The organism is Rossellomorea marisflavi, assembly GCF_022170785.1.
Classification (GTDB): Bacteria; Bacillota; Bacilli; order Bacillales; family Bacillaceae_B; genus Rossellomorea; species Rossellomorea marisflavi_B.
Map to the genome: position 1 here is coordinate 3,029,579 of NZ_CP081870.1, position 18,146 is coordinate 3,047,724.

16 protein-coding genes are annotated in these 18,146 nt (G+C 49.5%); 4 read left to right on the top strand and 12 right to left on the bottom strand.

Going from position 1 to position 18,146, the window contains the following annotated elements; all coding sequences use genetic code 11:
• Positions 1-17: 17 nt before the first annotated feature.
• Positions 18-1,136, bottom strand: a complete 1,119-nt coding sequence (gene citZ, locus K6T23_RS15865; RefSeq protein ID WP_056534946.1) for a citrate synthase — start codon at positions 1,134-1,136, stop codon at positions 18-20.
• A gap of 367 nt (positions 1,137-1,503) precedes the next feature.
• On the bottom strand, positions 1,504-1,989 hold the full coding sequence (locus K6T23_RS15870; RefSeq protein ID WP_056534944.1) for a DUF441 domain-containing protein: 486 nt from the start codon (positions 1,987-1,989) through the stop codon (positions 1,504-1,506).
• Between the two features lie 109 nt (positions 1,990-2,098).
• Between K6T23_RS15870 and ytvI the strand changes: the two genes are divergently transcribed.
• A complete protein-coding gene (gene ytvI, locus K6T23_RS15875) occupies positions 2,099-3,211 on the top strand; it encodes a sporulation integral membrane protein YtvI (RefSeq protein ID WP_238281699.1) in 1,113 nt (370 codons plus the stop codon).
• 252 nt (positions 3,212-3,463) lie between these two features.
• Here the strand turns inward: ytvI and K6T23_RS15880 are convergent, their stop codons facing one another.
• The 8 genes from K6T23_RS15880 to dnaE form a co-directional block, all read right to left on the bottom strand.
• On the bottom strand, positions 3,464-3,850 hold the full coding sequence (locus K6T23_RS15880) for an FxsA family protein (protein ID WP_053426360.1): 387 nt from the start codon (positions 3,848-3,850) through the stop codon (positions 3,464-3,466).
• A gap of 108 nt (positions 3,851-3,958) precedes the next feature.
• On the bottom strand, positions 3,959-5,719 hold the full coding sequence (pyk, locus tag K6T23_RS15885) for a pyruvate kinase (RefSeq protein WP_238281702.1): 1,761 nt from the start codon (positions 5,717-5,719) through the stop codon (positions 3,959-3,961).
• Between the two features lie 30 nt (positions 5,720-5,749).
• Complete coding sequence (pfkA, locus tag K6T23_RS15890; RefSeq protein ID WP_053426358.1) at positions 5,750-6,709, bottom strand: 6-phosphofructokinase; 960 nt, start codon at positions 6,707-6,709, stop codon at positions 5,750-5,752.
• Between the two features lie 306 nt (positions 6,710-7,015).
• Positions 7,016-7,996, bottom strand: a complete 981-nt coding sequence (gene accA, locus K6T23_RS15895) for an acetyl-CoA carboxylase carboxyl transferase subunit alpha (protein ID WP_238281705.1) — start codon at positions 7,994-7,996, stop codon at positions 7,016-7,018.
• On the bottom strand, positions 7,990-8,859 hold the full coding sequence (gene accD, locus K6T23_RS15900) for an acetyl-CoA carboxylase, carboxyltransferase subunit beta (protein ID WP_056534936.1): 870 nt from the start codon (positions 8,857-8,859) through the stop codon (positions 7,990-7,992). The genes accA and accD overlap by 7 nt, the downstream gene beginning before the upstream one ends.
• 129 nt (positions 8,860-8,988) lie before the next feature.
• Complete coding sequence (locus K6T23_RS22215) at positions 8,989-9,654, bottom strand: FadR/GntR family transcriptional regulator (RefSeq protein WP_056534934.1); 666 nt, start codon at positions 9,652-9,654, stop codon at positions 8,989-8,991.
• Positions 9,651-10,889: an NADP-dependent malic enzyme gene (ystJ, locus tag K6T23_RS15910; protein WP_053426354.1), complete on the bottom strand. Its 1,239-nt coding sequence runs from the start codon at positions 10,887-10,889 to the stop codon at positions 9,651-9,653. Before ystJ ends, K6T23_RS22215 begins: the two co-directional genes overlap by 4 nt.
• A gap of 139 nt (positions 10,890-11,028) precedes the next feature.
• Complete coding sequence (gene dnaE, locus K6T23_RS15915; protein ID WP_238281708.1) at positions 11,029-14,367, bottom strand: DNA polymerase III subunit alpha; 3,339 nt, start codon at positions 14,365-14,367, stop codon at positions 11,029-11,031.
• 132 nt (positions 14,368-14,499) lie between these two features.
• Here dnaE and ytrH point away from each other — a divergent pair, with 132 nt between their 5' ends.
• Positions 14,500-14,835: a sporulation membrane protein YtrH gene (ytrH, locus tag K6T23_RS15920; protein WP_048006342.1), complete on the top strand. Its 336-nt coding sequence runs from the start codon at positions 14,500-14,502 to the stop codon at positions 14,833-14,835.
• Positions 14,832-15,335, top strand: coding sequence for a sporulation membrane protein YtrI (gene ytrI, locus K6T23_RS15925; RefSeq protein WP_053426352.1), 504 nt, complete (start codon positions 14,832-14,834; stop codon positions 15,333-15,335). Before ytrH ends, ytrI begins: the two co-directional genes overlap by 4 nt.
• Positions 15,336-15,369: 34 nt before the next feature.
• Here the strand turns inward: ytrI and K6T23_RS15930 are convergent, their stop codons facing one another.
• Positions 15,370-16,308, bottom strand: a complete 939-nt coding sequence (locus K6T23_RS15930; protein WP_238281710.1) for a DHH family phosphoesterase — start codon at positions 16,306-16,308, stop codon at positions 15,370-15,372.
• Positions 16,309-16,393: 85 nt separating this feature from the next.
• Here K6T23_RS15930 and K6T23_RS15935 point away from each other — a divergent pair, with 85 nt between their 5' ends.
• Positions 16,394-16,696: a YtpI family protein gene (locus K6T23_RS15935; protein WP_056534927.1), complete on the top strand. Its 303-nt coding sequence runs from the start codon at positions 16,394-16,396 to the stop codon at positions 16,694-16,696.
• Positions 16,697-16,739: 43 nt separating this feature from the next.
• Here the strand turns inward: K6T23_RS15935 and K6T23_RS15940 are convergent, their stop codons facing one another.
• Complete coding sequence (locus K6T23_RS15940; RefSeq protein WP_056534925.1) at positions 16,740-18,059, bottom strand: DRTGG domain-containing protein; 1,320 nt, start codon at positions 18,057-18,059, stop codon at positions 16,740-16,742.
• Positions 18,060-18,146 lie beyond the last annotated feature (87 nt).

Here is an 18,146-nt window from a genome sequence, read left to right on the forward strand (position 1 = left end):
TTTGTAAATATCGGTGATTAACCTCTTTCGCTTACCGGCACGTATTCTTGCTTTCCAGGCCCGATATAATCGGCACGAGGACGGATCAGACGATTGTCGGAATATTGCTCAAGGATGTGTGCAAGCCAGCCAGATACCCTGCTGACCGCAAAGATCGGCGTGAACAAATCGTGGTCGATCCCAAGGCTGTGATAGACGGAAGCAGAATAGAAATCGACGTTCGGTGGAAGATCCTTCTTCGATGTGAACGTTGCATCCACTTTTTCGGAGATTTCGTAATATTTCCCTTGACCTGTCAGCTCGGTAAGGCGCTTCGACATTTCTTTAAGATGCTTGGCACGCGGGTCCCCTTGACGGTAGACACGGTGTCCGAAGCCCATGATTTTTTCTTTCTTCTCCAGCTTATCAAGGACGTACTCTTCAGCCTTGTCGACGCTTCCGATTTCAGTGAGCATCTTCATGACCTGTTCATTCGCACCACCGTGAAGAGGGCCTTTCAACGCGCCAATGGCCGCCGTCACACCAGAATAAACATCTGATAGAGTGGCAACGCATACACGGGCCGTGAAGGTGGACGCATTCAATTCGTGGTCGGCGTGAAGGACGAGGGCTTTGTTGAACGCTTCGATTTCAACCGGCTCAGGCGTTTTGCCGTTCAGCATATACAGGAAGTTCGCCGCAAAGTTCAAGTCCTTGCGAGGGGCAATCGGTTCCTGTCCGTTACGGATGCGGGCGAATGTCGTGACAATCGTCGGGATCTTCGCCTGCAGGCGAACGGCTTTCATGTAGTTTTCCTGTGGATCCATGACATCCGCCTTATCATCATACAGGCCAAGCATGGAAACCGCCGTCCGGAGCGCTGCCATCGGGTGGACTTCCTTGGTGTTGTACATCTTGAAATGCTCGATCACCTCAGGTGGTAGAGCTGCATTCTCTGCAAGTTGGTTGGATAGCTCTTCCAACTCTCCTGCAGTAGGAAGCTTAAGATGCCACAATAAGTAGATAACCTCTTCGAAACTAGCATTATTTGCTAGATCGTCGATATTGTAGCCTACATATGTAAGAGTGTCATCAATGATGGAACTGATGGATGACGTAGTAGCTACAATTCCTTCTAATCCGCGAGTCGCTGTCATAATAATCTCTCCTTTGTTTGATTACTTCTACCCATTTCCCTATGAGCTTAAAACCCTAGCCATCGCCGTGCGAAAGGCTTCAGGATCTTTAAAAGAACGATTGACCGTGAAATGAGCGATTGCTCACCCAGCCAGCAAAAAATGATTCCCCGCCACATCTTTGTCATATTATGACGATCCGTGAGCTTGGGATACGCTTACATTTCCTATTATAAACAATACTCAGACTTTTGTGAATGAAAACGCATTAATTTGTGCAAAATATTTTTCTAGTAAAATAAACCACTTCGATTTTCCCACGTGCCGGCACGCCTCATCACCATAGAAAAAACCCCGTCCCTGATGGGATGGGGCTTTCACACCTTCTCTATACAATCATTTCATACAGCTTCATGGCAAGGTAGGCAATCCCCGCTCCGATAAGGGGGCCTACTGCGACTCCCTTGAATACGGCAACGGCGATGACGGTACCAAGCACAAGCGCCGTCGTGATGTGGGGATCGTTTTCGAGGAGGGTCAAGCCATTCTTGGCAATGATGGCCACAGCCATCCCGGATATCAACGCAATCCAGGCATACGGGGATTTCATGGATGAAATGAGATCCTTGAAGCCGATCTCACCGGTGGCGATGGGGGCAAGTACGGCGATCGTGATGATCGTCACCCCCCAGTTGATCCCTTTTCCCGATATGGTGCTGAAAATCTTCTCGTCCGCTCCCACGACCCTGAGGATGATCAATACGGCCGATGCAATGATGATGGATTGGTTCTTGGCAACGAACCCGATCCCTAATAATAGCAGTAAAAATAATAAAGGCTGGGACAAGCCATCCTTCCTCCTCTCTGTCTCCATTCAAACGTTATCCTACCATACCAACAGCTGTTAACAAACCTGGTTGAAAACTATCTTTCCGTTCTTACCTGGATTAAAATAGAATAGAATAGCTTTAGGAGGGATGACGTTGAACCTGGAGTATTTAAATCGTATTATTCGCTTTCTCATTGTCATAGCAATCGTGTGCTTTGCGTTCATTGCCTTGTTCTACATATGGAAACTCGCTTACCCTTTTGTGATTGCCATTGCAATCGCCTTCCTCATGAACCCACTGGTCAATGTTCTTGAAAAAAAGGCGAGGCTTCCGCGCATTTGGGCCGTGACCCTTTCCCTGCTCATGATTGTATCAGGTTTTGCAGGATTAATCACCCTGCTGATTGCGGAAATTGTCTCCGGAGCCAATTATTTGGCAGAAGTTTTACCTAAACATGTCGAAACCCTCGTGGATTACGGGGAGGATCTTATAGCCGGCAAGGTCATGCCGTTCTATGAGCAGGTGTCCGGTTTGTTCAAAAACCTCGATGCCGGACAACAGGATACGGTCTTGGAAAATATACAGGCGGCAGGAACGAGGATCGCCACTTCTGCAGGGGACTTTCTGCAAAACTTCTTCACGAGGCTCCCACAGCTCGTTTCGTGGATCCCGAATGCTGCCACTGTCCTGATTTTCTCAGCACTGGCCACCTTCTTCATCAGTAAGGACTGGTATACATTATCCTCAAAGGCAGAACGGTTTATTCCCGGGAAAGCCATGACGAGCGGCAGGAAGGTCATTGTCGACTTGAAGAAGGCCTTGTTCGGCTTCATCAGGGCTCAGTTCACCCTGATCTCCATCACGGCTATCATGGTGCTCATCGGTCTGCTGATCCTGAAAGTGGATTACGCCATCACCATCGCACTGGTAACGGGGCTTGTGGATCTGATGCCCTACCTTGGTACAGGAGTCGTATTCGTCCCATGGATTGCCTATGAATTCATCACGGGGAATGTGGGGCTCGGGATCGGGTTATCTGTCCTCTATGTGGTCGTGATTGTCCAAAGGCAGATCATGGAGCCGAAAATCCTTTCTTCAAGCATCGGACTCGACCCCCTTGCGACACTTGTGGCTCTGTTTGTGGGCTTCAAGCTCATCGGTTTCCTCGGACTCATTGTCGGTCCCATCGTCTTGGTCATCGGCCAAACGCTGCACCGTGCGGGTGTGTTCAAGGACACTTGGCGATTCATCGTCGGAGAAAAATGATATAAGGGATTGATACTGACGGACACGATCACTATCGGTTCCTTATATCCCCATGATCCGCTTTCCGATGGTAGTCCGTGAGCCACCCCGGCAAGCCTGCAAGGTCTTACATTTGCTAGGCCTCGTCTTGTCGCTGGAAACATTGATGGTCATGAAACAAAGTAAAAACCCGAATTCATTTGCCCATGATAAGCAATTGAATTCGGGTTTTACTATGGCTAAAACACGTTTGTCCCAGCTTCTTTTACACGATTAGCGGTAGATGATGACATTCCGGTTCCTTCCCCATCTCCTGAACAGTTTGAAGAGGACAGGCTTGACCATGCTGCGCGTCGGCGGCAGCAACAGGATGATACCGAGTAAGTCCGAAACAAATCCCGGCAGGATGAGGAGGAGGCCACCTGCTGCAATGCAGAGGCCATCCGTTACGTGTCCACCTGGCATTTGGCCGCTTTGGATATCCTGCTGGACTTTCCGGATTGCATCAAGACCCTGCTTTTTAGCAAGGAACGCCCCCAGGACTCCCGTCAGGATCATAAGGGAGATGGTAGGGAAAGCTCCGATCAGATGACCCGACCAGATCAACAGGCTGATTTCAACAAACGGAAAGATGATGAGGGAAGCGAGAATGTATTTCATGAATGGATTCCTCCAGACGATTTGTCGTTTCACCCAGTATAGCACAGGTTTGGCCGGAACCCATACAAAAAGGCCGGAACCAACAATTGGTTCCGGCCCTTCTATTGATTAAAGGATGCTTGCCTGACCGTTGTAAACGACGCCGCGAGTCGCATCAACCGTGATTTCCTGTCCATCCTGGAACAATGAAGTAGCGTTTTCCACTCCAACGATCACAGGGATGCCGAGGTTGATTCCCACGACGGCTGCATGGCTAGTCAATCCGCCTTCTTCCACGATCAATGCTGAGCATTTCTCGAGGGCTGGCATCATTTCTTTATCCGTTCCGATTGTCACAAGGACGGATCCTTCTTTTGTCTTGCTTACCGCTTCTTCAGCAGATGAAGCAACGACCGCTTTACCGAATGCAGATTTGCGTCCGATTCCTTGGCCTTTTGCTACGATGTCACCGACAACGTGAATCTTCATAAGGTTTGTTGTTCCGGATTCTCCGATTGGAACACCAGCCGTGATCACAATCAGGTCACCATGTTTAGTCAAACCGGAATTCATGCTCTCATCGACTGCCATTTGAAGCATTTCATCCGTTGTGGAAGCCTTTTGACCCATGGTAGGGAATACACCCCATACAAGTGCCAATCTTCTTGTAACGGAATCATCGCTTGTGACAGCAACAATCGGCGCCTTCGGACGGTATTTCGAGATCATACGTGCTGTATGTCCGCTTTCCGTTGGAGCAACAATCGCATTTACGTCAAGGTTGATGGCTGTATGAGCAACAGATTGTCCGATGGCATCGGTCATGTTGTGCTCACAATCTTTGATGCGTGCAGACAGAATCGCGCTTGAATCAAGGTCCTGCTCCGCTCTTGAAGCGATGTTATGCATCGTCTGAACAGCTTCGACTGGATAGCTTCCTGCTGCCGTTTCCCCTGAAAGCATGATGGCATCCGTGCCATCGAAGATCGCGTTGGCGACGTCACTTGCTTCCGCACGTGTCGGACGTGGGTTACGCTGCATGGAATCAAGCATTTGGGTAGCTGTGATGACTGGTTTACCTTGTGCGTTACACTTCTTGATCAGCATTTTCTGGACAAGTGGTACTTCTTCAGCAGGGATCTCAACACCAAGATCTCCACGTGCAACCATCAAACCGTCGGATACTTCAAGGATTTCATCGATATTATCGACACCCTCTTGGTTTTCGATTTTAGGAATGATGTGGATGTGAGATGCGTTATGCTCTTCAAGGAGCTGACGGATTTCAAGGACGTCAGACGCACGGCGAACGAATGAAGCCGCGATGAAATCAATTCCTTGTTCGATACCGAAGACAATGTCATTAGCATCTTTTTCAGTGATTCCAGGAAGATTCACTGAAACGCCCGGTACGTTGACGCCTTTTTTATTTTTAAGGGCACCGCTGTTGTTGATGACCGTGTGGATTTCACCGTTTGCTTTATCGATCTTAGTGACTTCAAGTCCGATCAAACCATCGTCAAGAAGGATTTTAGAGCCTTCATGTACATCATCGATCAAGCCTTCATACGAAACGGAGAACTTGTCCAATGTACCGACGACTTCTTTCATGGAAACGATGATGTTCTTGCCTTTTTCAAGCTCGAGGCCGCCGTTTTCCATTGTGTGCGTACGGATTTCAGGTCCTTTTGTATCAAGGAGGATCCCGATATTCTTACCGGCTTTTGCAGCAGCTTCACGGATGTTGATGATCCGTTGTCCATGCTCTTCAAAGTCACCGTGAGAGAAATTCAGGCGTGTTACATTCATTCCAGCATCGATAAGCTGTGACAGTTTCTCTACGCTTTCACTGGCAGGTCCGATCGTACATACAATTTTTGTTTTTCTCATTTTGTTACCTCCTGGGTTTGTACTTCTTTATTAGATAGAAAGTTCTTTGGAAAGATTATACATCTCAAGGTCGATATGATGTGGTTTGGCCAATGCTTCAATGATATCATAATCAACAAGCTGGTTCTTTTCGATCCCTACAGCACGACCGCCATTCCCACTCACGAGCAGTTCCACTGCTTTGGCACCGAGCCTGCTTGCAAGCACACGGTCAGATGCAGTCGGGGTTCCACCGCGCTGGATGTGGCCGAGGACAGAAACGCGTGTATCCATACCGGTTGCTTCCTTGAAACGGTCGGCAAATTCATTACCTGACATGACGCCTTCGGCCACGACGATGATGCTGTGTTTCTTTCCGCGCTCCTGGCCTTTATTCAGACGCGTGATCACGTCATCCATATCGAATTTCTCTTCAGGGATGAGGACGGTTTCCGCACCACCTGCAAGACCGGACCAAAGGGCGATATCGCCTGCATTGCGGCCCATGACTTCAATGATGAATGTACGCTCATGTGACGTCGCCGTATCACGGATCTTATCGATGGCATCGATGACCGTATTCAGCGCCGTATCAAAACCGATCGTATATTCCGTACCCGGAATATCGTTGTCGATCGTACCCGGAACGCCCACGCATGGATAACCCCACTCAGTCAGGGCCTTGGCTCCTTGATAGGATCCATCTCCACCGATGACGACAAGCCCTTCGATCCCGAACTTCTCAAGCTGTTCAATCCCTTTTTTCTGGCCTTCCTTTGTCTTGAACTCCTCACAGCGGGCTGTGTAGAGCATCGTTCCTCCGCGGTGGATGATATCACCGACGGAACCAAGCTCAAGCTTTTGGATGTTCCCGTTGATCAATCCGTTATATCCTTGATAAATCCCGTATACTTCAACATCCATAAAAATTGCTTTACGGACGACGGCACGCACTGCCGCGTTCATCCCTGGCGAATCTCCGCCACTCGTTAGTACACCAATCTTTTTCACTTCAATCACCTCTTGAGTTATATGCATATCTATGTAAAAAGAACATACGCATTTGTTAATGCTTTCACATAATTCAGGAAAATGGTAAATATGCCAATCTCCCTACTTATTATGGTCCAATGATACAAGGTTTATTTCTAAAATACCATGAAGAATAGCCGTTCTCAACTAGTTCCGCCCTCTCGATGCAAAAGACGAAATGTTCACTTAAATGAAACCGATTAAAATTCCTTTTTATGACATATACCATCCAGAAAGAGAAAAGGACCGACAAAAGTCTTTATCCACTTTGTCAGTCCGCATTCTTTATGATTTTACCCCGATACGATCATTTAAAACAGTATACTCGCCAATTGCCTTAAATTTATCATAACGATGCTGGACGAGCTCCTCTTTAGACATAGAGATCAGCTCTTTGAGGGATTGTTTCAATACGGTCTCGATCTTCTCGGATTGGGTTTGGACATCTTTATGCGCCCCGCCCTTGACTTCTTCGATGATTTCATCGACGATGCCCAGTTCTTTCAGATCCGGTGCCGTGATCTTCATTGATTCTGCTGCTTTTTTGGCTTGGGTGGCATCCTTCCAAAGGATGGCTGCCGCGCCTTCCGGGGAGATGACAGAGTATGTGGAATTCTCCAGCATGTGGATATGATTCCCGACTCCGAGTGCAAGGGCACCACCGCTTCCCCCTTCACCGATGACGATGCAGATGACAGGGACGGTCAGGCCGGCCATTTCAACCAGATTCCTGGCGATGGCTTCGCTTTGACCCCTCTCCTCTGCTGCTTTCCCGGGGTATGCGCCCTTTGTATCAATGAAGCAGATGATCGGACGATTGAACTTATCGGCCTGCTTCATGAGGCGTAGCGCCTTGCGGTACCCTTCAGGATGAGGCATCCCGAAGTTGCGCCTGATGTTTTCCTTCGTATCTTTCCCCCGCTGGTGTCCGATGATGGTCACGGGCACCCCGTGGAAACGACCGACGCCGGAAACGATGGCTTCATCATCCCCATATGTCCGGTCACCGTGCATCTCCATGAAGTCAGAGAAAAGATTCTCGATATAATCGAGGGTGGTGGGACGATTCGGGTGGCGGGCGACTTGAACCCTTTCCCACGGTTTCATATTCTCATAAATATCCTGTTCAAGCTTCTGAAGCCTGTTTTCAAGTTTTTCGATTTCGTTGGAAAGATCCACGTCTGAGTCTTTCGTGAACTCCTTCAGCTCGGAAATCTTCTTCTTCAGCTCGAATACGGGCTTTTCAAATTCCATTTCATTTACCATGAGAGGTCACCGTCCCAGTGATGTAGATCAACTAACGTACCGATTTTATCTTTCAAGTCCAGCCTGTTCAACACGTCATCAAGCTGGCCATGTTTCAAGAGGAATTCAGCCGTCTGGAAGTCTTCAGGAAGATCTTCGCGGATCGTCTGCTCGATGATCCGGCGACCGGCGAATCCGATGAGTGCACCCGGCTCTGCAAAGTTATAGTCTCCGACTGATGCGAAGCTCGCCGACACCCCACCGGTGGTAGGGTGGGTCATGATGGAGATGAAGAGCCCTCCATTATCACTGAACCGCTTCAGGGCGACACTTGTTTTGGCCATCTGCATGAGGGAAAGGACCCCTTCCTGCATCCTAGCCCCACCTGAAGCCGTGAAAATGATGAATGGGACCTTTCTCTTGTCTGCTTCTTCGACTGCCCTCGTGATTTTTTCACCGACGACAGACCCCATGCTTCCCATACGGAAGCGCGAATCCATGATGGCAAGGACGATCTCATTGCCGTTCACCTTCCCGCTTCCTGTCAGCACGGCTTCGTTCATATCTGTCTTTTGACGGTCTTTATCAAGTTTCTCCAGATAATCTGGGAACCCGAGTGGATTGACGGATGCAAGCTCACGATCGAGTTCGGTGAATGTTCCTTCATCGATGAAGCTGTCCACCCGTTCATGGGAGCTCATGCCATGGTGATACCCACAATGCAGGCAGACCTTAAGGTTTTTTTGGAGCTCTTTCGTGTACATGATCTTCTTGCATTCCGGGCACTTTGTCATGATTCCTTCCGGTACATCATGTTTTGCACCTTCGGAAGGGATTGTTGCGTATTTCCGTTTTTTCGGTTTATTAAATAGTTCCTTCAGCAAGGCTAAAACCTCCTTAACCAATTACAGACATCCCCTGGCCACCACTACGTGACGGGCAGGAGATGACTGCCTTATCTCTCTATTCGTGCATTCGAAAAAACTGCTTGTCTATCAGTTTACTGGATTGAATCAGAAAAAGATGTTGGAAACTGTCAGCTCTTCGTCGACATTATTCCGCACTTTTTTATAAGCTTCCTGCACAGCCTCTTTGTCCTGATTCCCGATACCCTCTAGCATGCTCAGGATGTCTTTTTTCAAATCGCTACAAAGAGGGGTTTTCCCGCATATGAGTGTTTCGTAATCATTCAATATATTCCATATCCGATGAGCCAGATGATTCGGGGCATGACGCACGATCTCACTGAGCACATCACCCAGGGAGAGATCTTCCGCGCCCTGGACTTCCTCTGCCATCCCCTTCAAGGATTCCTTCTCAATGAAAAGGGCCCGTAAGGCCTCTTTTTCAATCATGATCTTCATGTGCAGAATATCATTTTGAGTTTTATGATCTTCGAGGATGAACATCCCGAGGAGATCGATCAAATGATGTTCGCGGAAATCCCGTAGGAAGGTCCCTTCCCCTCTCCTGGTCTCAATGAGTCCCAACAGTTCGAGTGCCCGGAGCGCTTCCCTTACAGAGGAGCGCCCCACATTCAAGCGTTCGGAAAGTTCCCTTTCAGAGGGAAGCTTATCGCCCGGGGTGAGCCCGTCATTCGAGATGATTTCCTTCAGCTGGTGAACGATCCCGATGTAGACTTTCGGATGGGTCTTCAGGGGGTTCACGTCGGACTTCATTCTCCCTTCCCGATGACCGCTAACTCTTCCGTTTTTTTACGGATCTCTTCAGGGTCTACCTTCAAGCGCGCGACGCCTGTTTCCATGGCGGCTTTCGCTACTGCTGCAGCCACGGCCGGAGCGACGCGTTTATCGAATGGAGCCGGGATGACATAATCGGCATTGAGCTCATCTTCACTGATGAGTTCAGCGATAGCCTCGACGGCCGCCTGCTTCATTTTCTCGTTGATATGGGTCGCACGGACGTCAAGTGCCCCTCGGAAGATTCCAGGGAAAGCAAGGACATTATTCACTTGATTCGGGAAATCGGAACGGCCTGTCCCGATGACTTTGGCACCTGCTGCTTTCGCAAGATCCGGCATGATCTCAGGAATCGGATTCGCCATGGCAAAGATGATCGGATCCTGCTTCATGGATGACACCATTTCCTCTGTCAATGCACCTGCAACGGACACACCGATGAAGACATCGGCATCCTGAAGGACTTCTTTCAAGCCGCCTTCGATCCGGTCACGATTCGTGAATTTCGCTACTTCGTCCTTGATGCTGTTCATTCCTTCAGGGCGACCTTCGTAAATGGCACCCTTTGAATCACACATGATGATATCCCTTACCCCATAGCGATAAAGAAGTTTGATGATGGCAATCCCTGCAGCTCCCGCCCCGTTGGCGACAACCTTGATCTCACTCATTTTCTTGCCGACGATCTTAAGGGCATTGACAAGACCTGCTACGGTGACGATGGCAGTACCATGTTGATCGTCATGGAAAATCGGGATATTCGTTTCTTTCTTCAAACGCTCTTCGATTTCAAAACAGTTCGGCGCAGCGATATCCTCAAGATTGACTCCTCCGAATGTCGGCTCGAGCAGTTTGACTGTTTCGATGATCTTCTCGACATCCGTCGTGTTCAAACAGATCGGGAAAGCATCAACACCTGCAAAACTTTTGAATAGGACCGCTTTCCCTTCCATGACAGGCAGGGCTGCTTCGGGTCCGATATTTCCGAGTCCGAGTACGGCGGTCCCATCAGAGACAACGGCAACCATATTGCCTTTCATTGTATAATCATAGACCGTTTCCGGTTTATCATAGATATCTTTGCAGGGCTCTGCTACTCCTGGAGAATACGCAAGGCTAAGGTCCTCCGCATTCCGGACTTCCACTTTAGACTTTGATTCCAATTTCCCCTTGTTGACACGATGCATATGAAGGGCTTCTTCTCTTAATGACAAATCGCTTCATCTCCTTTAGAAATTGAATAACGTTTGAATGATAAAGAATAAGTGCTGGACAGAAAGTGGTCTTGACCCTAGTGGTCAGACCACCTTTTTCTATTAAACAATAATATAAATATAGATGTAAGTAAAGACGTTATTGCAACACGACGTTTCGATTCCCTAATAATTTTCTCAGGGAATCCATCGCTTCATCCGCGGAACGGCGATTGAAGCCTTTGGGAAGCTTTACCGTCTTTTTCTCTTCCTCGAAGTAAATCAGGACTTCTGTATCACCCGCATGTTCCGCCACGATCCCTTTGATGTGTGTCAGCATCCTCTCCTGATCTTCCCCTTTGCCGATTTTAAGGAAAAGACGCTTTCCGTCCGGCTCGTTCAGTTCTGATGCATCACCGATTGTATTCACAATGAGCTGCAGGCGGTCGTTCCGCTCCTCCATATTCCCTTCGAGGATCAGGACCTTCCCGTCCTTCAGGAGATTCATATTCCTCTTATATATATTGGGGAATATCACACCTTCGAGATCCCCCGTTTCATCACCCATTTCAATAAAGGCCATGACTTCTCCTTTTTTCGTCCGTATGGTCTTCACAACCGTCAGATACGCACCGATCTTCACCCTGGCTCCTGCCTTCGCATCTGCAATGGGTAGGAGTCCCTGCCTTTCGAATCGTTCCCGGTGGGATGACACGGGATGATCGGACAAGTAGAGTCCCAGAACCTGCTTCTCGAACTGCAGCTTGGTGTCCAGGGACATCGCCTCCACTTCGACCGTCTTCGGCTTGGGGAAGAAATCTTCTTCGTCTGCGAATAGATCGTCATCGGGTCCGATGAGTTCTGCATGTTCGATGGCCACATCGAGACTTGCAAGAAGAACGGCCCGGTCTTCACCGAATTCATCGAAGGCACCCGCGAGGATCAAATTCTCAAGGATGCCGCGATTCATCACTTTCAGGGATACCCTGATGACAAAATCGAACAGATCCGCGTATGGGCGGTCCTGCCTCGCCCTTGTGATCTCCTTCAGGGCAGCGGCTCCGATCCCCTTGATGGCCCCGAGACTGTATCGGATCCTATTTTCCCCTTCCACCTGGAACATGAAGTGACCCGAATTGATCGACGGCGGAAGGATTTCGATTCCTGTCTGCCTTGCCTCGCGGATATAGTGGGCGATCTTCGCATCATTCCCAACGGAAGCAGTCAACAGGGAGGAAAGGAAGTAGGCGGGATAATGCGCTTTAAGATAGGCAAGCTGATAGGCAATCTTACTGTAAGCGACAGCATGGGACCGGTTGAATCCATAGTCTGCAAACCGGACGATAAGGTCGTACACATCATTGGCAGCGGCCTCTCCGTATCCCTTCTTCAATGCCCCTGAAACGAAATGCTCCCTCTCCCGGTCCAACACTTCCTTCTTCTTCTTCGATACGGCCCTTCTCAAAAGGTCCGCTTCCCCGAGTGAAAAACCTGCCATCTTCGAAGCGATCTGCATGATTTGCTCCTGATAGACAATGACCCCATAGGTGGCTTCCAAGATCGGCTTGATCTCGGGAATCGGATAATGCGGGACCTCTTCCCCGTGCTTCCGCCTGATGAACATCGGGATATTCTCCATCGGGCCCGGCCGGAAGAGGGCGTTGACCGCCACGATATCTTCGAACGAGCTCGGCTTCAGTCTTGTCAGCACGCTTCTCATCCCGTCGGATTCGAGCTGGAATACCCCGCTCGTCCTTCCAGCAGAGAGTAATTCAAAGGTCTTCTCATCCTGGTCGGAGATGGTAGACAGCTTGAATGTCCTCTTGCTCCCCCGCTGGATGCTCTTGACGATCCGCTCCAGGATGCTTAAATTCCTGAGGCCGAGGAAATCCATCTTGAGAAGCCCGATTTCCTCCAGCGTATCCATGGGGAACTGGGTGAGGTGGATGCCCGTCGGACTGCCCTGGATGGGGACCCACTTCACAAGGGGCTCGTCACTGATCACGACCCCTGCCGCGTGGGTGGATGTATGCCTCGGCAGCCCCTCGATCTGCTTGGCCACAGTGAAGATCCTGCGGTGGAGGTCGGAGCCTCCGATAAGGTCACGAAGGGCCTTTGAATCCTTGTACGCTCCCTCAAGGGTCAAACCCGGTTTGGATGGAAGCAATTTCGACAGCTGCTCCTGCTCCTTCATATTCAATCCGAACACCCTACCCGTATCACGCAGTGCTGCCTTGGCGGCGAATGTACCGAATGTGATGATCTGGGCAACGTGCATGCTACCGTACTTTCCTTCCACGTAGTCAATCACTTCATCGCGGCGGTGATCGGGAAAGTCGATGTCGATATCCGGCATCGTCACACGTTCGGGGTTCAGGAACCGCTCGAACAGAAGATCATGACGGAGGGGATCGACGTCGGTGATATCAAGGGCGTAGGAAACGAGTGATCCTGCAGCAGAACCCCTCCCCGGTCCAGTCAGGATCCCGTTTTCCCGGGAAAATTTCATGAAATCCCACACGATGAGGAAGTAATCGCTGAAGCCCATGTCCCCGATGACGTTGAGTTCATAATCCAGGCGGTTCAGATAAAGATCCGTTACATCATCCACCTTGCGATGCAATCCGCTTTCACACTGTTTCGTCAGTTCCGAGAGGGCATCGACACCTTCTGGGAGGGGATATTTGGGGAGGAGCTGCTGATGAAAGGGAATGTCCACCCTGCATCTTTCCGCGATCTTCAATGTGTTTTCAAGGGCATCCGGAGCATCACTGAATAGGTCGACCATGGCTTCCCTCGGCTTCAAATAATAATCGCTGCTCTTCAGAACAACCCGTTCATCATCGTCCAATTTCACTCCGTCACGGATGGCATTCAAGCATTCCAGGGCGAAATGCTCGCCCTCTTCCAGACAGCGCACGTCATTCAGGGCCACCACTTCCGTTCCCGTCTCTTTGGCAACGGCTAGGATCATGGAGAGCAGTTTTTCTTCTTCGGGCAGTCCATGATTCTGGAGACCGAGATAGAAGGATGACGATCCGAAAAGATCTTGATAGAGACGGATCTTCTCCACGGCCTGCTCTTTTTCATCGGCCAGAAGCAGGCTCTCTACTTCCCCCTTCAAGCCAGGTGAGATGGCAATGAGACCTTCGTGATAGGAGTGGAGCCATTTCAACGGGATTCCTTCGGGGGTCTTCGCTCCGATGCTGCTGGAGATTTTCATGAGGTTCTGATAGCCTTGCATGTTTTCACAGAGGAGAACCATCGGATAGGATTCCGTATCGCTCACGGCCACATCCGCCGTCAGGCCGATGATCGGCTTGATGCCTTCTTTCAGGCATTGTTTATAAAATGGCACGACGCCATACATCATATTTTGATCGGTAAGGGCCAGGGCCTTGAACCCGAGTTCCTTCGCTTTATGTACGAGTCCATTTATGGAAATCGTGCTTGAAAGCAAGCTGAAGGAGCTTGCCACCTGTAAATGAACGAACGACATGATTGCACACCCTTTATTCCTTAGTAATTCCATTATAGGGATGTTCACATAAAAAAGAAAATATGTTCTCCCTCATATCCTGTCCCCTCATCCCATATAGATATCATAAAGACAAGCACGGGAGATGATGTTATGACAGAAGCTTTCTTCCCAGAACTGTTCAAAAGCTTCTTTATCGCCATGGGGGTCCTTCTAGGGGGATCGCTCCTTGGCGGACTCGCTTCATTCGCCATGGGTCAGCCCCTTTTCATCGAAATGTGGAGGCTGTCCAACTTCCTCCGCATCTGGGCCATCATCGCGGCCATCGGAGGCACCTTTGACACGGTGTACAGTTTTGAAAAAGGATTCCTGAACGGAGAGACAAAAGAACTCTTCAAGCAATTCCTTCTGATTCTTGCTGCACTCGGCGGGGCCAACACGGGGGCCATGATCATCAGCTGGCTCACGCAGGAGCACGTCTCCTCATGAGGATCCCGCCTTTTTACAGGCTCCCTTCCTTTCAGCGATTCTTTGCCGGTGCTGTCATAGGCGGCATCGTCAGTTGGATGATCTTCATCTTCATGTACGGCTCCATGCATGAAAAGCAGACTCAAAAAATACTAGATCAGCAAACACAGCTCGATAAACTGACGAGCACCTTATCTTATCTTCAGGAAGAAAATAAAGAATTAAATGAAGAGAATGAGGACGAGTTGACGATCCAGGAAGTGAGGGTGAAGATCCTCAATCCGACCAAAACCAAGGTGGAATTATTAAGCCTCCACCGGGCAGAGGAAACCTTGAGCCAGGATTTAAGGAGTCTTCTAAATCAAAATCTGGAGACAGCCCATGATAATAAAGAACTCATCAAAAAGATCATCGAGAACAAAACCATCAAGCTGAACGATAAGCCTTTCAGACTTGAAGTGAAGGAAATCTACTTTTACACCACCACCGACCTTACCCTGGCCCTCAAATACGAAGAATAAAAAAGGACACTTCACAAAGAAGCGTCCTTTTTTATCATGATTCCCTGCATACGTCCCGAAGGTCCTCCATCACATGGGCTTTTTGTTCCCACGAATGAATGGACGCCCCTGCTGCCAGCGGGTGGCCGCCTCCGTTATATTTCTTCGCCACTGTATTGATGACCGGGCCTTTGGAGCGGAGCCTGACCCTGATCTGGTCATCTTCTTCTATGAAGAAGACCCACGCCTTCATTCCTTTAATGTTCCCGAGGACGCTGACAAGGAGTGATGCCTCGGATGGAACGACATCGAATTCCTCAAGGATTTCCTTCGTCATGATCATATTCCCGCATCCGAGCTCATCCATTTCGAAGTTCTGGAGCACGTATCCATGCAGTTTCACCACGTTGGCATCGACTTCGTACATTTTATTGAACAGGTCATTACGGTCGAAATCCTTGCGTATGAGTTCACCAGCGATATCAAATGTCTTTTGGGTCGTACTCGGATAGAGGAAGCGTCCCGTATCTCCGACGATCCCTGCAAATAAGAGACGGGCTGCACTGTCCGGGAGGGTCAGTCCTTTGTCCTTCCCGAACTCATAGAAATCATAGATCATCTCACTCACCGAACTCGCACTCGTGTCTACCCAAAGGACATCTCCGTATGGGTCCTCGTTCGGATGATGGTCGATTTTGACGAGCTGATCGCCGAGACTGTAACGGAGGTCGCAGATCCGTTCGGCGTTGGCCGTGTCACAGACGATAACAAGGGCTCCTTCAAACACATGGTCCTCGATTACATCGAGACGGTTCAGGTAATGGAGCGTCGGCTCTTCTTCCCCGACGGCAAAGATTCTTTTATCCGGAAAAGAAGCTTTGAGGATTTCCACAAGGCCTCCCTGTGAACCGTAGGCATCCGGGTCTGGTCTCACATGGCGGTGGACGATGATGGTTTCATATTGCTTGATAAGATTCAGGATTTGATCTTTCATGGAAATCTCCTTTGTGATTTATATTGGCAATGGCGGGAATTATCTGTAAAATAAGAGCGAGAAACTTGAACGGGGGTTGTCCATCTTGTATTTCTTCGCATTTTTCGTAGTGTTAGCGTTTTCCTTCTACCTCTTCTATAAGGTGAAGCAGGTAAGGACAAAACGGCCCATGGAGAAAAAATGGCTGTCCGCCAAGTCCAGTATGGCACTAGGCTTGTTCGTGGCCCTTTTCGGCATCAATCAGCTCATCCTATTCTCCGGCACCGTCACGTATGTAGTGGGGATCTTTTTCATCCTCATCGGAGCCGGGAGTTTATGGATGGGGTTCCGCTATTATAAACATGTCCTTCCCTATGCTCAGCGGGAAGCGGAAGAATTGAATCAGTGATTCCTTTGGGCCTGCCGGCATCCGGCAGGCCCTTTTCGTTGCATCAGTGGCGATCGATGAGCTGACAGATCATCAGGGATTTCCCGACAAGCACCCCATCGTGATAGACTTCCACATCCACTTTCCCGAATTTCCTTCCCACATCAAGTACCTTCGGATGGATATCCAGCATGCTTTCCATCTGAACGGGCTTGATGAAGTAGATCGTCATATTCTCGATGACGATATCCCCTTTTTTATACGGCTTGAGGGCACGATTGGCCGCCTCTGTCATCAGGGTGGTGAAGACACCGTACGAAATCGTCCCGATCCCCGTCGTCATCTGGGGCGTGACGGCGAACTGATAGGTTTCCTTATCGCCTTTGCGCTCTGAGGCAGCTTGTACCCCGTTGGTGATGATGTCTTCGATCGTCTCCCCGACCTGAGGCTGACGCTGGATCATTTGAAGGGCCTTCAGCACATCCTGACGACTGACGATCCCCATCAGCTTATGGTGTTCATTCACGACAGGCAGCACTTCGATCCCTTCCCAGATCATGATATGGGCGGCTGAGGCCACGCTCGTATTGCCGTTGACTGTAATGGGATGGCGGGTCATGATCTTGTCGATCCCCATATGCTTTTCCTGCCCCATGACATCCTTTGAGGTAACCATCCCGATGACCTTCCTGTTCCCATCGACGACGGGGAAGCGGCTGTGGAAGGTGTACTGGTTCTTTTCATACCATTCTTCCAGCGTATCATCGATATGGAGATGGACCGTGTCCTCTATGGGGGTCAGGATATCCTCCACAAAGATGATTTCCTTCTTGATGAGCTGATCAAAGATAGCCCGGTTGATCATCGTGGCGACGGTGAAAGTATCATAGGATGTGGAAATGATCGGAAGTTCCAACTCATCAGCCAGTCGCTTCACATGATCTTCTGCGTCGAATCCTCCCGTGATCAACACGGCCGCCCCTGCCCTGAGCGCATGCTCCTGCGCCTGGGAACGGTTCCCGATGATCAAGAGGTTCCCGGCTTCGGTATAGCGCATCATGGCTTCCAGTTTCATGGCCCCGATGACGAATTTGTTCAGCATTTTATGTAAGCCGGTCTTCCCGCCCAGCACTTGGCCGTCAATGATATTGACCACCTCTGCATAGGTCAGCTTCTCGATGTTCTCTTTTTTCTTCTGTTCGATCCTGATGGTCCCTACACGTTCAATCGTACTCACATAGCCTTTTGTTTCCGCATCCTTGATGGCGCGGTATGCCGTTCCTTCACTGACATTGAGGGCTTTGGCGATCTGACGGACGGAAATCTTTTCCCCGACCGGGAGGGTATCGATATACTCTAGTATCTGTTCATGTTTAGTAGCCAACTCGTTCACCCTTCTTTATATCGTCCTATTCATATTATAAGGTGAAGACCCCCTCCGTTTCAATCTCAGGGGGAATCGAATACCCGA